General features: G+C 64.2%; 11 protein-coding genes. All 11 read right to left on the bottom strand.

Annotation, left to right across the window (positions count from 1 at the left end; all coding sequences use genetic code 11):
- Window positions 1–5 precede the first annotated feature (5 nt).
- Entirely contained in the window at window positions 6–2,474 is a 2,469-nt protein-coding gene (gene nirB, locus O987_RS03235) for a nitrite reductase large subunit NirB (protein ID WP_043376047.1), read from the bottom strand.
- A 289-nt stretch (window positions 2,475–2,763) separates the two neighbouring features.
- Window positions 2,764–3,576, bottom strand: coding sequence for an ABC transporter ATP-binding protein (locus tag O987_RS03230; protein WP_043370817.1), 813 nt, complete (start codon window positions 3,574–3,576; stop codon window positions 2,764–2,766).
- Window positions 3,577–3,684: 108 nt separating this feature from the next.
- On the bottom strand, window positions 3,685–4,677 hold the full coding sequence (gene ntrB / locus O987_RS03225; protein WP_043370815.1) for a nitrate ABC transporter permease: 993 nt from the start codon (window positions 4,675–4,677) through the stop codon (window positions 3,685–3,687).
- Between the two features lie 27 nt (window positions 4,678–4,704).
- Window positions 4,705–5,976 carry a CmpA/NrtA family ABC transporter substrate-binding protein gene (locus tag O987_RS03220; protein ID WP_003058866.1) on the bottom strand — a complete coding sequence of 424 codons (1,272 nt, stop codon included), beginning with the start codon at window positions 5,974–5,976 and terminating at the stop codon, window positions 4,705–4,707.
- Between the two features lie 252 nt (window positions 5,977–6,228).
- Window positions 6,229–7,560 carry a nitrate regulatory protein gene (locus tag O987_RS03215; protein WP_235214239.1) on the bottom strand — a complete coding sequence of 444 codons (1,332 nt, stop codon included), beginning with the start codon at window positions 7,558–7,560 and terminating at the stop codon, window positions 6,229–6,231.
- Window positions 7,561–7,566: 6 nt separating this feature from the next.
- Window positions 7,567–7,941: a DUF2809 domain-containing protein gene (locus O987_RS03210; protein ID WP_019042728.1), complete on the bottom strand. Its 375-nt coding sequence runs from the start codon at window positions 7,939–7,941 to the stop codon at window positions 7,567–7,569.
- A 63-nt stretch (window positions 7,942–8,004) separates the two neighbouring features.
- Window positions 8,005–9,033, bottom strand: coding sequence for a Bug family tripartite tricarboxylate transporter substrate binding protein (locus O987_RS03205; RefSeq protein ID WP_043376045.1), 1,029 nt, complete (start codon window positions 9,031–9,033; stop codon window positions 8,005–8,007).
- A gap of 195 nt (window positions 9,034–9,228) precedes the next feature.
- Complete coding sequence (locus O987_RS03200) at window positions 9,229–12,102, bottom strand: Hsp70 family protein (RefSeq protein WP_043370812.1); 2,874 nt, start codon at window positions 12,100–12,102, stop codon at window positions 9,229–9,231.
- A gap of 122 nt (window positions 12,103–12,224) precedes the next feature.
- Window positions 12,225–13,121: an NAD(P)H-binding protein gene (locus O987_RS03195; protein WP_043370811.1), complete on the bottom strand. Its 897-nt coding sequence runs from the start codon at window positions 13,119–13,121 to the stop codon at window positions 12,225–12,227.
- Complete coding sequence (locus tag O987_RS03190; RefSeq protein WP_043370810.1) at window positions 13,118–14,203, bottom strand: ABC transporter substrate-binding protein; 1,086 nt, start codon at window positions 14,201–14,203, stop codon at window positions 13,118–13,120. The genes O987_RS03195 and O987_RS03190 overlap by 4 nt, the downstream gene beginning before the upstream one ends.
- A gap of 31 nt (window positions 14,204–14,234) precedes the next feature.
- Entirely contained in the window at window positions 14,235–15,860 is a 1,626-nt protein-coding gene (locus O987_RS03185; protein ID WP_003058878.1) for an ABC transporter substrate-binding protein, read from the bottom strand.
- Between the last annotated feature and the right edge of the window lie 21 nt (window positions 15,861–15,881).

The following is a 15,881-nucleotide window of genomic DNA, read 5'->3' as shown; positions in this document are numbered from 1 at the left end:
TGTGATCAGACGCCGGCGCTTTCGGTGTGCGCCGCAGTCAGTGGCTGGAACTGGCGCGTATCCACGGCCGCCTTGTCGGCTTCGAACCAGGGATCGGGCTCGCCGTCCAGTGCAAACTGCAGCTGCTCCCACAGCGCCCTGCGGCCCTCGGCATCGCCGAGAATGCGTCGCTTGACATAGTCCAGGCCCACGCGATTGATGTAGTGCACCGTGCGCTCCAGATACCAGCCTTCCAGGCGGTACAGCTGCATGAAGGCGCCCGTGTACTCCATCACCTCTTCGGCGGTCTTGAGCTTGGTGAAGAAATGCGCAACCTCGGTCTTGATGCCACCGTTGCCGCCCACATACATCTCCCAGCCCGAGTCCACACCGATGATTCCCACATCCTTGATGCCGGACTCCGCGCAGTTGCGCGGGCAGCCGCTGACCGCGAACTTCACCTTGTGCGGTGCGTACATGCGCCACATGGCGCGCTCCAGGTCCTTGCCCATCTGGGTGCTGTCCTGCGTGCCCATGCGGCACCATTCGCTGCCCACACAGGTCTTGACCGTGCGCAGTGCCTTGGCATAGGCATGACCGCAGGGCATGCCGATATCGTTCCAGACGGCCTGCAGATCCTCCTTCTTCACGCCCAGCAGATCGATGCGCTGACCGCCCGTGACCTTCACGGTGGGGATCTGGTACTTGTCCACCACATCAGCAATGCGGCGCAGCTCGGAGGCCGTGGTCTCGCCGCCCCACATGCGCGGAATCACGCTGTAGGTTCCGTCCTTCTGGATGTTGGCATGGCTGCGCTCGTTGATGAAGCGGCTTTGCGGGTCGTCCCTGGCTTCCTTGGGCCAGGTGCTGATCAGGTAGTAGTTGACAGCCGGGCGGCAGGAGGCACAGCCATTGGGCGTGCGCCACTCCATGAAGCGGAACACCGCATTGGTGCTCAGCAGCTTGTGCTCGCGGATCGCATCGCGCACGGCCTGGTGCCCGTGGTCGGTGCAGCCGCACATGGCCTTGGTCTTGGGGGCCGCCGAGTAATCGCCGCCGGCCGTGAACATGATGATCTGCTCCACCAGCCCGGTGCAGGAGCCGCAGCTGGCACTAGCCTTGGTGTGCTTGCGCACATCGTCGAGCGTGAACAGGCCCTTGTCCTTGATGGCCTTGCAGATCGCGCCCTTGGTCACGCCGTTGCAGCCGCAGACCTCGTCGCCATCGGCCATGGCCGCGGCCTTGCTCTGCCCCTGGTGGCCGGTATCGCCGAGATTGGATTCGCCGAACATCAGCTTGTCCCGGATATCGGCCACGCTGCGGCCCTCGCGCAGCAGCTTGAAGTACCAGCTGCCGTCCACCGTGTCGCCGTACAGGCAGGCACCGACCAGCTTGTCATCCTTGATGACCAGCTTTTTGTAGACCCCCGCGTAGGGATCGCTCATGAGAATTTCCTCAGTATCGCCGCCGCCCTGGAAATCGCCTGCAGAGAACAGATCAATGCCCGTGACCTTGAGCTTGGTCGAGGTCAGCGAACCCAGATAGCGACCGATGCCGAACTCCGCCAGATGGTTGGCCAGTACCTTGCCCTGCTCGAACAGGGGCGCCACCAGTCCGTAGGCAATGCCTCGGTGCGCCGCGCATTCGCCCACGGCATAGATGCGCGGATCGGTCACGGTCTGCAGCGTATCGCTGACCACGATGCCGCGGCTCACATGCAGATGCATGGACTCGGCCAGTTCGGTGCTGGGACGAATGCCCACGGCCATCACCACCAGTTCGGCCGGGATCTCGCTGCCATCCTTGAAACGCACGGCGCGCACGCGGCCGCCGGCATCGCCCAGCAGCTCCTGCGTCTGCGCCTGCATGCAGAACTGCATGCCGCGCTCGGCCAGCGATTTCTGCAGCATGCGGCCCGCCTGATCGTCGAGCTGGCGCTCCATCAGCCAGTCGCCGACATGCACCACGGTGACCTGCATGCCGCGCTTCATGAGGCCGTTGGCCGCTTCCAGTCCCAGCAGGCCACCGCCGATCACCACTGCATGCCTGAGTGTCTTTGCCGCTTCAATCATGGCCTCGGTGTCGGCAATGTCGCGGTAGGCTAGCACGCCCTTCAGGTCCTTGCCGGGAATGGGCAGGATGAAGGGCTTGGAGCCGGTCGCCATGATCAGCCGGTCGTACTCGGCGCTGGCGTTCTCGCCCTGGGCATTGACCGCATGCACGGTGCGTCGGGCCCGGTCGACGGCCGTCACGGTATAGCCGGCGTGCAGCAGGATATGGTGGTCCTGGTACCAGGACCAGTCGTTGAGCACGATATCGCCGAGCGTCTGCTCGCCGGCGAGCACGGGCGACAGCAGAATGCGGTTGTAGTTGGGATGCGGCTCGGCGCCGAAGACCGTGATGTCGTACAGATCGGGGGCAATGGCCAACAGCTCTTCCAGCGCACGCACGCCTGCCATTCCGTTTCCAATCATGACCAGTTTGGATTTTTTCATCTGAGTCCCCGTGGGCATTTGCAAAGCCAAAAAAAAGACGTCTGCGCGCTTCATGACTTGCATGAACGCGTAGACGTCTTTGTCTGTGGGTTCTGGTCCAGCCTTGCACCATCCCCCGGTGACCCACCTTGGCCACGCTGAACAACACGCAATTGCTGTGCCAGCTTTTCTCAGCCTGCACAGACTATTCCATCCTGCGGCATGCACTGCTTTTGTGCATGGCCGCTTTATTGCTGTGCAAAACAAACATGGCGCCCCAAGGCGCCATGCAGCTTGAAATCAAAAAGGCTCAGGCCGCCTTCTCCACGTGGCCCTGGCGCGTGTAGAGAAAGTCGATCACCGCCTTGCGGTAGCTCTGATAGCGGGCATCCTCGGCCAGTTCCACCCGGCTGCGCGGGCGTGGCAGCGCCACATGCAGCACCTCGCCAATCGTGGCCGCAGGCCCGTTGGTCATCATCACGATCTTGTCGGACAGCAGCACGGCCTCGTCCACATCATGCGTGACCATGACCACCGTGCTCTGGGTGCGTGCCACGATCTCCAGCAACTCGTCCTGCAGCTTGGCACGCGTGAGGGCGTCGAGAGCACCGAAGGGCTCGTCCATGAGCAGCACCTGGGGCTCCATGGACAGGGCGCGGGCAATGCCCACGCGCTGCTTCATGCCGCCCGAGATCTCTCCGGGGCGCTTTTGCGCCGCATGGCTGAGCCCCACCATGGCCAGCGCTGCATCGGTGCGCTGCGCCAGCTGCGCCCGGGTTTCGCGCTTGCCGAAGACGCGCTCCACGGCCAGATGCACATTGCCCCAGCAGGTCAGCCATGGCAGCAGCGAATGGTTCTGGAAGACCACCGCACGCTCGGGGCCAGGGCCCTTGATTTCCTTGTTGGCGCACAGCAATGCACCGCCCGTGGGAATCGTCAGGCCGGCAATCAGATTGAGCAGTGTCGACTTGCCGCAGCCCGAGTGCCCGATGAGACTGACAAACTCGCCCTTGGCAATGTTCAGATTGATGTCGCGCAGTGCGGGAAACAGTCCCTTGGCAGTCTTGAAGGTCTGCTCCACCCCGTGGATCTCGATGTACTTGGTGCTGAGAGATGTATGCATGAGGTACTCCTTGTTTTTTCCGAGGCCACCGTGGCGCCGGCTTTGCCGGGCCACCGGTGGTGCCCCCTTGAGGGGGTGACGCGCCCGAAGGCGCGGCTCAGGGGTGGGTTAAGTCTTGACCTCTTCAAACGTAAAGGCCGAGGCCAGCTTGACCAGGGCCCACTCCAGCACCAGGCCCACGATGCCGATCACGAAGATGGCGATGATGATGTTCTTGACATTGAGGTTGTTCCACTCGTCCCAGACCCAGAAGCCTATGCCCACGCCGCCAGTCAGCATCTCGGCGGCCACGATCACCAGCCAGGCCGTGCCCACGGCCAGGCGCACGCCGGTCAGCATATAGGGCAGCACCGCAGGAAACAGAATGGTGGTGGCGATCTTCCACTCCGACAGATTGAGCACGCGTGCCACATTCATATAGTCCTGGGGCACACGCTGCACGCCCACGGCGGTGTTGATGACCATGGGCCAGATCGAGCAGATGAAGATGGTCCAGATGGCTGCCGGATTGGCGCCCTTGAACACCAGCAGGCCTATCGGCAGCCAGGCCAGCGGCGACACCGGACGCAGCAGGCTGATCAAGGGGTTGAACATGCGCGACAGAAAGCTGAAGCGCCCGATCACGAACCCCAAAGGGATGCCGACCAGTGCCGCCAGACCGAAACCCAGGGCCACGCGCTGCAGCGAGGACAGCACGTTCCAGCCCACGCCCTGGTCATTGGGTCCGTTGCGGTAGAAGGGATCGCTGAACACCTGCAAGGCCTGTTCCCAGGTCTCGGCCGGGGTCGGAATGCTCTTGCCGGTGGTGCTGGAGACCAGCGACCACAGGCCGACCAGGAGCGCCAGCCCCAGCAGCGGCGGCAATACCTGGCCAGCAAACGCTTCCGCGTGCCGGCGCCAGTGGCCGGGCGGGGTCGAGATCACCGCCGGGGATGCCCTGACGACACCGGTATCTTTTTTCACTTCAGCCCTTGAAATATCTGCGTTGCCAGCGGTCTTTTCTGCAGTTTCCAGCTGTGCATCGTTGGCGGCCAGAGCGGCCAGTTGGGGGTCATGCGGGGGATCGAGTTCCAGCGGCGAATGAAGTGCGGCACTGACCATGATGTCTCTCCGTTAGGTGGGGCGGCCTCAGGCCTTGATCTTGAAACCGTCAGCGTACTGGGCCGGGTTCTTGCCATCCCAGACCACGCCGTCCATGAGCTTGCTGCTGCGCAGCACATCCTTGGGCACACTGACCTTGAGCTGGCTGGCCGCCTGCTGGTAGAGGTCGATGCGGTTGATCTGCTTGGCCACGGACAGATAGTCGGGATGGGCCTTGAGCAGACCCCAGCGCTTGTGCTGGGTGAGGAACCACATGCCGTCCGACAGATAGGGGAAGTTCACGGCCCCGTCGTTGAAGAACTTCATGTGGTTGGGGTCGTCCCAGGTCTTGCCCAGGCCATTCTGGTAGCGCCCCAGAATGCGCTGGTTGATGGCGTCCACGCTGGTATTGATATAGGACTTCTGGGCCACCGTCTCGGCCATCTTCGTCTTGTTCTGCAGGCTGGCGTCGATCCAGCGGCCGGCTTCGAGAATCGCCATCATCACGGCGCGGCAGGTATTGGGATTCTTCTGCGCGAACTCGCCCGTGGTGCCCAGCACCTTCTCGGGATGGTCCTTCCAGATGTCCTGCGTGGTATTGGCCGTGATGCCTATGCCGTCCATGATGGCGCGATGGTTCCAGGGTTCGCCCACGCAGAAGCCATCCATATTGCCCACACGCATATTGGCCACCATCTGGGGCGGCGGCACGGTGATCAGCTTGGCCTCGGACAAAGGGTTGATGCCTGCTGCCGCCAGCCAGTAATGCATCCACATGGCGTGGGTGCCGGTGGGGAAAGTGCCGGCGAAGGTGTATTCGCGCTTTTCCTTGGCCATGACCTTGGCCAGGCTGGCTCCGTCGACCGCCCCCTTGTCGGCCAGGGCCTTGGACAGCGTGACCGCCTGGCCGTTGTTGTTCAGCCCCATGAGCACGGCCATGTCCTTCTTGGGGCCGCCCACGCCCAGGTGCAGGCCGTAGACCAGGCCGTAGAGCACATGGGCGAAGTCCAGCTCGCCGTTGACCAGCTTGTCGCGCACGCCGGCCCAGCTCGCCTCCTTGCTGAGAACGATCTTCACGCCGTATTTCTGGTCCAGGCCCAGCACCGAGGCCATGACCACGCTGGCGCAATCGGTCAGCGGGATGAAGCCGATCTTGACCTCTTTCTTCTCCGGCGCGTCGGAGCCTGCGGCCCAGGCGCCATGGTGGCCCAGCGTGCCATAGAGTGCCGCGGCACCGGCCACGCGCAGAAACTCACGCCGGCCACCGGCAGATACGGGCTCCGGCGCGGGAGCAGTAGTCGAAGAAAGGCGCTGGCTCATGAGAAAACTCCATCAAGAATCGTGGTGAAGGCGATCCGGAAAACAAAAAGGCGCCCTTCCCTCCTCGGGTGTGAGGAGAAAAGGACGCCGTTGTCCCAGGTCACTCGTAATAACGCTTTAAGCGCGACCGCCTTTGGTCTGCTTGACATCAACAGTCATGCACAAACCATGCCAGCCCCTGATCAGAGGTGGAGCAGGCTTTGCCCCCCGGTTTTGGCCCATATTTGGTGCAGCGCAACAAACACAACGCTGTCAAAGCGATGAATTGGTGCTGCCAGGCAGCAGGTCCACTGTGGCCAGAATCGCCTCGGCCACATCCAGCATGCGCCGGTTCTGGTTCATGGCCGTCTGGCGGATCAGCTTGTAGGCCTCGCCCTCGCTGAGCTGGCGGTAGTTCATCAGCACGCCCTTGGCCCGCTCTATGGTCTTGCGCTCCTTGAGCGTGGCGCGCGCCTTGTCGATTTCGGTCTGCATGTCCTGCAGGCGCATGGACTGCTCCTGCACCAGCAAGACGATGCTCTTCTCGAGCTGCAGCCCGTATGCGCCCTCAGCAGGCAAGGAGGCGGCTGGCTGCGTGGCTCCCAGAAAGGCTGCAGCCGCTTCGGCGCGAGTCTCAGGCTGCGGCTGCATCTCCAGCAGCGCCTTTTGCTGACTCAGAGCGGCACCGGCCTGCTCCAGCTTGCGCAGACATTGGGCCTGCAGCTCCTCGGCCAGGAATGCCTCAATCTGGTGCATGGCATCGAGCCGGCTGGAACAGGCTTCGAACCATGGCGAGCTCAGGCTGCAGTCCAGCGCCATGCCGTCCCCGGCCGTGCAGCCCAGGCGCCGCAGCCGCTCGATCACCGTCATATCGGGACAGGCCCCGCATTGCTGCTGCCAGCGCTCCATCCCCGAGGGGCTGGCGAAGTCTGCAAACACCTGAAAGCAGCGCTCCTGCGACTCGATCAGATGCAGCCAATGGCGCTGACGCTCTGTCCTGCCGACCCCTGCGGTAAACGCCGCGACCCCTGTGGCGCGCTCCTGGCCCGCCAGCTCCTTGCCCTGCATGAAATGAAACAGCGCCACCAGCAATTTCGCGATATCGGGATCGCAAGCGCTGTCCGCCGCCTCGAACACCACGGTCAGGCAGGCCGCAATCATGCGGATCAGCGCCTGCGTGCAGTCCTCGGCACTCAGCTGCAGCGCATTGCGCCGACGGCGCAGCAGCGGCAGGGCTTCAAAGCCTTGCAGCGCATTGGCGATCGCATTGAACAAGCGAGCGCCATGCGCACCCGGCGCCCGCGCGCCCAGCTCTTCAAGGGCGAGACAGACCCGCCCCATGACCTGGTCCACATGAAGGCCATGGTCGAGCAGGCTCTGCTGCGCCTGTGCGCCGCCGCTGACCAGAAAGATATTCGAGAGACCGCGCTCTTTTTGCAGCGCATGGACGAGCTCGGACATGCTCGCCACCAGGCTGCTGGCGCGGCTGATCTGCTCCAGCTCGGCAATCTCGCTTTGCCTTGCAGCCACCAGATAGTGCAGAGGCGTTTTCATGGGGTAGTGCTTGTCGTCATGTTGATGCCATCGACGATCAGCACGATTCATGCCATCTCAGGCGAGGCGACGCTGCCGCCTCTGCCAGAGCTGGTCCACCATGGCGCCCACACCGATTCCCACGACATAGGCCAGCAGATCCAGGGGATCGAAGCCATTGCCCAGAACCAGATAGGCCAGCTTGTTGGCGCGCAGGGCCTGCATCCAGGGGGCCTGATAGAGCTGCAGAAACTCGATGGCAAAGGCGATGACCAGGGTCCAGGCCATGAGCTTGCCGCACGTGATGGCCGGCCGCAGCCAGGCCACGCACAGCAGCACCACCCAGGCCCAGAGCGCATCGCCCGGATAGTTGCCCAGCACGGCGGGAAAGGGCACGTAGCCCCGGCGCGAGGCCAGCCCGATGGCGATGACCGCCACAATGAGCAGGGTCAACCCCGTCCGTGAGCGACGAAAGGATCCGCCAGCGGCCAGATGTATCAACAAGCTGTCGTCCCCTCAGTCGATATGCGCGCCGGAGTCCTTGACCACCTGCTTCCAGTACGCCAGCTCGGCCGGCAGCATGGCCTTGAAGCTTTGCGGCGTGGACTCCACGCGCTCGGCGCCCAGAGTCTTGAGGCGCTCTGCCATCTCGGGCCTGGCCAGCACGGTCTGCACTGCCTGATGGAGCTTGTCCACCACCGGCTGCGGCGTACCGGCCGGTGCAAACAAGCCGTACCAGCTGATCACGGCCAGGCCCTTGCCCAGCACGGGTATCTCGGGTGCCAGCGATGTCGGCCTGTCGGACGCCACGCCCAGCACGCGCAGCTTGCCACTGCTGACAAAAGGCATCACGCCGGGAAAGCTGCCAAAGGTCACCGGCAACTGGCCGGCCACCACATCGGTGGCGGCTGCCGACGCCCCCTTGTAAGGCACATGCAGCAGGCTCACGTTCTTCTGCTTTTTCAGCATCTCGCCCAACAGATGGTTGAGCGTGCCATTGCCGGCAGAAGCGTATTCCACCTTGCCTGGATGCGCCTTGGCATAGGCCACCAGTTCGTCCAGATTTTTGGCCGGAAAGTTCGGATTCACCACCAGCAGATAAGGCGCGACGGCCAGCTGCATCACGGGAGTGAAATCCTTGATGGGATCGAACGGCACCCTGGAATAAAGCGCCGGATTGATGGTGTAGGCGCTTTGCGCCGTCACCAGAAAGGTGTAGCCGTCGGCCGCGCTGCGCGCCACCTGGCCCGTGCCCAGATTGCCGTTGGCACCGGCGCGGTTTTCCACGATGACGGGCTGGCCCAGCGAATTCTCCAACCCCTGCGCCACGGCTCGCGCAATCACATCGTTGGCACCGCCCGGTGCCTGGGGCACGACAAAGGTAATCGGCTTGGTGGGCCAGTTGCCGCCCTGCGCCAATGCTTGCGTCAGAGGAGCGGCCACCACGGCAGCCAGTGCCGCCAGCAGTAGCGGGCGACGTCGGGTTCCGGAGATAAAAACAGCGTTTTGCACAGCCTCGGTGCGCGCAGCTTCTTCAAACTTCATGGCAATCATTTCCTGTGGTGGTGGACATGGATGCTGCCAGCCCTCCACGCCGGCCTGTCGTCCCATGCAACAAGCCATTCTTGCATCACTGACCAGGCGGCCTGAACGGCACTCACTGTTCGGCCATCGTCTTTGGCAGGGGCTGCCTCCTGCAAATGCCGTGACCCAAAACCTGCCCGCAGCGGCACGGACTCTTCACAACAGCACCAGGCCCGGCGGCAGGCTGTCGCCCAGACTGCGCTTGTGATCCTCGGCCTCCATCTGCACCACCTGCTCGACCATGGTCATCCAGCGTTCGGGCGCACCGCTGTTGCGCATCTTTTCCAGCACCTGCGCTCTGATGGCATCGGGCAGGTCACGCGCGCGGTCGCCCGTCATGCGGGCCATCTGCACGGCGGCAAACATCGCGGTTTCGTTCCTGCGCCAGTCCTGGGCCAGCGTGGCGTTCAGGAACTCCAGCGCCGCCTCGGGCGGCATCACCAGATGGGCGTTCGCGGCCAGCGACTGGCGTGCCGCGAGGCGGCCTATGGCCCACCAGGTCTGCACGGTTTCATCCTCGCGCCTGAGTCGCTGCAGCATCCACTGCCCCATTTCCTGGCGGTACTGCCAGGGCACGGCCTCCATGGCCGCGAACAGCCGCAGCATGTCGTCATAGCTGCCATGGCTGGATTTGCCGCGCGTGTTCTGTTGCACGGCCTTCTGCATATGGCCGGCCACGTCTTCGAGCAGCTCCATCTGCCGGGCCTCGTTCAGACCCGCAGCCACGCGGCGCCAGAACACCCACCACTCCGTCCAGTTGGCGGCCTCTTTGGCATGACCCAGGCCCTGGCCATACAAGGCCCAGACCTGGTCTATGCGCCAGCCATCGAGTTCCGCCCCCACGCCTGGGCGCAGGCACCAGCCTGCAAGGTTGAACCAGACGCGCTCATGGTCGGCCGTGCGGCGGCGGCGCCTGGCACGGGCCAGCAGCGCATCGAACAGGGCTCGCAGCAGGCCCAGCTCCCAGCCCTCGCGCGGGCCGAGGATTCTTTCGAGCAACTGGCGCAGCTGGCGCACTTCCCGGGTCGTCACCGCCTGCGCCTGCGTGCCGAAGATGCGGTCCATCAGGGCCACGGCTTCGGGTAGCCTGGCCAGCAAGGAATCTGATTGCTTCTGGCCCTCAGCGCTTTGTGCATCTTCGTTGTCAGCGATGGTTTCAGAAGCCGCTGCACCGCGCACGGCGAATGGCAGCAACCAGGACCGGCCCGCGTCCTGCACGGCCACGCAGCGCACTTCCAGCGTGCCGACCTCGCTCATGCAGGCTTGCAGCTGCACCTCGACCTGGGCAGCAGCCCGGCCTTCGGGCGCGGGCAGCACCGTGGCCAGGGGCGGAAGCTCCACCCAGCCATCGCCGGCCAGCGCTGCAATCTTGCCGGCCTGCGCAGGTACATGGCTCTGGCTGTTGGCCAGCAAATTGAAGCGCACGGCCTGGCCCAGCTTGAGCGCAAAGCGCCGGCCCGAGAGCACCATGCGCACGCCCTCTTCCGTACCGCGCGGCAGCAGGCACAGGCCTTGCGGAGCCTCGCCCTTCTTGCCCGGCAGCAGCAGCCAGTAGCTGCGCGCCGAACCGCCGCCAATGCGCGGCACCACGGGTTTGACCACTGCTGACGCTTGCCCGGCCCGTGCTTCAGGCCGGTTGGGTGCAGCAATCTGAGCCGCCACCAGCTCGGCCTGATGGCGCGCCAGCCCATAGGCCGCCGCACCGCGCGCCACGGCCCAGTCCGGGTGCGGGTTGTGCAGCACGCGCACCGGGCTGCCGCGCCATCGGCCAAGCAGTTCCGTCAGACGCTGCACCATGGCATGGGCATGGAACACGCCGCCGTTGAGCAACACGGTATCGGGCAGCCCCCCGCTTGCATGCTGGACGAGAAATTGCGCCAGATGACGGCTGATGGCCGCATCGGCTGGATAGGGCAGACCAAAGCCGCGCAGCGCACCCTGCCGCCTGGCGGGCATATCGCTGATCTGAACGACCGGCAAAAAGCCGTCGACCACCGACTGCCGCACCTGCTCGCGGGTCAGCGTGACGCTTTGAGTCGCTGCCAGCAGCCTGCTTCCGCCCCCCAGCAAGGTAATGCCGATCTGCTCTGGCGCGTTCTGCGCCAGCAACTGCTCCTTGGCCATGCGGCAGCGCTGCACCAGCTGGGCAAAGCGCTGTGCGGACAGTCTCTGGTTTTGCTCTCCGGCCTTGGCCGCAAACGCCGTCTCAAGCTGATGGGCCAGCGCCAGATCCATGTTGTCGCCGCCCAGCATCAGGTGCTCGCCGACGGCCGTGCGCGTCAGCGTGGGCAGGCCGCCGTCGGCCGATGCATCCACGCGGATCAGCGTCAGATCGGTAGTTCCCCCGCCCACGTCCACCACCAGTACCAGCCGGCTGTCCGCCAGTTGCGCGGCCAGCTCATCGCCCTGCAGCACCAGCCAGTCGTGAAACGCGGCCTTGGGTTCCTCCAGCAGCTGCACGTGCGGCAGACCCGCCATCTGTGCGGCCTCCAGCGTCAGCGCACGTGCGCCCTCGTCAAATGAAGCAGGCACCGTCAGCACCACGCTTTGCTGGTGCAGCGGCGCTTCGGGATGCGCTTGGTCCCATGCTGCTCGCACATGGGCCAGGTAGGAGCTTGAGGCCGCCAGCGGCGATATCTTGGCCACGTCCTCGCCGGCCCCCCAGGGCAGGATGGCGGCCGTGCGATCCACACCGGTATGCGAGAGCCAGCTTTTGGCACTGGCCACCAGCCGCCCCGGCACGGCTGCTCCCAGATCTCGCGCCCAGCGGCCGATGACGGCAGGCGCCGCTGCATCTGCGCCCTGCGGCGACCAGGGCTGCCGCCAGGCCTCGCCCAGCTCGCCCTTTGCCGCCTGGTAGCGCACCGAAGGCAACAGCGGCTGGGCCACGACCTCGCCTGCCGTGCTGCGCTGGGGAATGTCGAGCAGTGCGATATCGCTTGTCGCACCGTCCAGCGCAACGCTTGCCACGACCGTGTGACTGGTGCCCAGGTCGATGCCGATGACATAGAGGGGAGACGGTAAATTCATAGAGAGCCGAAAAACGCAGAACCCGGAAAACGCCATCCGGATTCTTGATCGTAGCAACTCTATGCAAGAAGCATTGCGAAATGGTACGAGCAGCCCGCCATCCCTGCGGTATCGGATCCTGCTCAGGACAATGGAGCGATAGGCACTGCACGCAGCTGTTCGGCCAGAAAATCCGCCACGTTGCGTGGCTCGCGCCCCAGCACAAGTCTGACGGTATCGGTCACCGCGGCCGCATGTCCCTCGCTCATCAGAGCAAAGAACTGGCCATGCACCCGAGCAATGAACGGGTCTTGCGCAAGCGCAGGCAATGGCGCCTCCACCCGAATCTGCCGGGACAGGTGGTGCGAGGCGATCTGCGCCAGTTGCTGCGCGCCCACCGCATGCCCACCTGTCAGCACCCACGGGCCGGGCGCGCGCTCGCGCATTTGGCGCACCAGCCTCTGATTGAGCAGCGCCTGCACGGCCACGTCGGCAATGTCCCTGGCATCGATATAGGACACAGCGGCGCCGATATGCTGGCAGCGGATCGCATCGCCCTCGCGCAGATCGCCGGCCACCCGGCTCAGGCCCACCTGCATCCAGGCATTGGGGCGCAGCACCACATGCGAGATGCCGCTGCCCTGCAAAAACTGCTCAACATGGCCATGGGCATCGCCCGACAGCGAGAGACCAGAAGGCTTTATCGTCCAGTCCGAACCCGAAAGCTTGACGATATGAGTCAGACCGGCGGCCTGCGCGGCCTCGATCACGCGCGACTGCTGCGCGGCCAGCGCGGGGCCTATGGGCGAAAGCAGGAACAGGCTGTCCACCCCGGTCGTGGCCTCGCACAAGGAGGCCTGCTCATCGAAGCTGGCTTCTGCAATCTCCACCGCATCACCCCATAGCGAGCGTGCCGTGGCGGCGCAGCGCACCAGCACGCGCACACGCGCATGGCGTGCCAGCAAACGCGGCACCAGCAACTGCCCCAGCCGCCCACTGGCACCGCTGACCAGAACTCTGGGTTCTGCTCTCTTGTTCATGCGCTGACTGCCGCCTCGGGCCACTCGGCAGCAGCGGACTGCTGGGCGAGCAAGGCGGCCAACGGCCTCTGGTCCACCCAGTCTGCGAGGGAAAAGTCAGCTGCAAGAAATCCCCACTCGAGCAGAAAGTCCTTGAAATAGCCGATGGCATCAATCAGCTCTGGCTTCAGGCTGATGTCCAGATGGCGGTGCACATCGGGCCCATTGGAAGCCAGGATCGCCTCCTCGCTGGTGGCGATCTCCCTTGCTACAAAGCGCAGCGTCTCGTCGGGATGGGCTTCGGCCCAGCGGCCTGCGCGCTGCACCACGCGCAGCAGTTCCACCACCAGGTCGGGGCGTTGCCCGGCCAGGGCTGCATCCACGGTCAGCGTACGTGGCGTGCCATTGTTGATGCGCACACGCGGGTCGGGGTGAGAGCCGAACTCGCTGACAATCTGGGCGCCAATCAGATTGGCCACCAACACCCCTTCGGCACCTTTGACAAAGATCGCATCCACTTCGCCGCGCACCAGGGCCTCGACTTCGCGGAAATAAGGGTGGCGGCGACGCAGACCGAACAGGCTGGGCGTACCCTGCTCCTGGATGATGGACTCCTCGATCACCAGGTCGACCAGCTCCACATCGCGATGGCGGAGGCCAGCCAGCGACAGGCCGGAGACCAGCCCCTTGAGTGCCGTCGCGCGGTGGAAGTCGATCAGGTCATTGACGCGGGCTGGTACGCCAAAGCGCCTGCCGGCCAGTTGCTCGGGCGCATGAATGCCGCGACCAGGCAACGTGATCAGTGCCTGGAATTCGTCGGTCCAGGTGATGGCGACGAGCCGGGTATCGCGCCCTTTGGCGCGCGCCCAGATCGGGGGAATATTGCCGCCCTGCCGGAAGGACCATGACAGATGATGGTCGAAATGGCTTTCTCGCACGCTGCGGTCCTTGGAGTCGAAAATCGACTCCACACCAATGCCCAGCTCAGCAAAGGCCGACTGCAGCCAGCCTTGCTGCGCGGCAATCCCCAGCGGGGACGGCACGGGGCAGCGGGTATACCAGAGGGATTGCGGCTGAGCCGCCGTGCTGTGGGTGGAACTCATGCGTTTCTCCTTGATTGAGACGGTGAAAGAATCAGGATGCCGCCAGCCACACGCTTGCCAGATTTCCGGCCACGCCGTCGGCGCCCACCGTGTGGTTACGCACACGCTTGTCGACGATGGTGTAGATATGCGGCGCGACCAGAGTGATGTCCGGCAGATCGAGGGCGATGCGCTTCTGGAACTCGGCGATATCGCGGATGCGCTGCGGCTCGTTGACCTCGACGGCTGCGGACTCCAGCAAGCGGTCCACCTCGGGGCTGACATAGTGGGCTCCATTGGAGAAAGGAAGGCCGCGCTTGAAGTTCTTTGACCAGTACAGCCGCTGTATGCCCACGGTAGGGTCGAAGGTGTTGCTCATGGCGCTGACATGCAGATCGAAAGCACGATCGGTGTAGACGCGCTTGATGTAAGTGGCGAAGTCTTGGCCGTTGATCTGCACGTCAATGCCTATGCGCCCCAGGGCCTGCTTGAGAAAATCTGCCGTACGCTGGCCGCCCTCGTTGGGAATCGGCGTCAGATGCAGCCTGATGCGCCAATTGCCACCAGCCTTGCCGCGCCGCAGCCCGGCATCGTCCAGCAGCTTTTCGGCAGCCCTGAGGTCATGGGGCAGCAGGGGAAGGTCGGGCACATAGAATTTCTTGAGGGCGGGATGGACCGGCCCCGAGGTCAGCCGCCCCTGGCCGTACCAGGCGACCTTGAGCAGGTTTTCGCGCTGGATCGCGTGGGCAATGGCCTGGCGCACGCGCAGATCCTTCAAGGCCTCGTGCTCCAGGTTGAACTCCAGACGATAGACGGTGTTGATGTATTCATAACCCCGGGTCTCGAAGCTCAGGCCGGGCTTGGTGCGCAGGCGATCGACTTCGGAGAAGGGCACCGGCGAACTCGGAGCGATCTGCACCTGCCCGCTTTCGATCGCTGCCGTGCGTGCCGCTGCATCGGGAATGAAGCGTACGATCAGCCGGTCGATATACGGTTTGTCGCCATCCCAGTAATGGGGGTTGCGCTCGTAAATCACATGGCTGCCGCGCACCCATTCCTTGAACACGAAAGGCCCGGTCCCCACCGGTGCATTGTTGGCCGGATTGGCATCGGCACGCCCCGTGGAATACAGATGCTTGGGCACCATGGGCGATTCCGAGGCCGCCAGCGCCGTGATCAGATAGGGAATCGGCTTGCTTAGCTTGAGCACCACGGTGTGCGCATCGGGTGTCTGGACCTCTGAGACGCTGGCAAAAGTGGCGCGACCACGCGGATGGAACTCCTTGAGCAAGGCGATGGAATGCGCCACGTCGGCCGACGTGAACGGCTTGCCGTCATGCCATTTCACACCCTGGCGCAGCTTGAAGCTGTAGAGCAGGCCATCGGGACTGATGGTCCACGACACCGCCAACTGGGGCTGGGGGTTGAGGTTGAAGTCATAGGTCAGCAAGCCCTCGGTGACCTTGCCCGAGATCGTCACTGACGAACCCGCCGTATGTGCAATCGTGGTCAATGTCGGCGGCTCGGGAAACAGCAGCAGCGTCAGCGTGCCGCCTTTTTGCGGCTTTTCCTGCTGGGCCCAGCCGACCGAGGGAACGATGGAGGACAGGCCGGAGGCTGCGGCGGCCAGCACAAAGCTGCGGCGCGAGGCCGGAGAAGAGTCGATATCAGCGGACATGGTGAAGGCAGTCGGAGTGGA

The organism is Comamonas testosteroni TK102 (assembly GCF_000739375.1).
In the GTDB taxonomy this organism is placed as follows: Bacteria; Pseudomonadota; Gammaproteobacteria; order Burkholderiales; family Burkholderiaceae_C; genus Comamonas; species Comamonas brasiliensis.
This window is presented reverse-complemented; position numbering and strand designations above follow the sequence as displayed.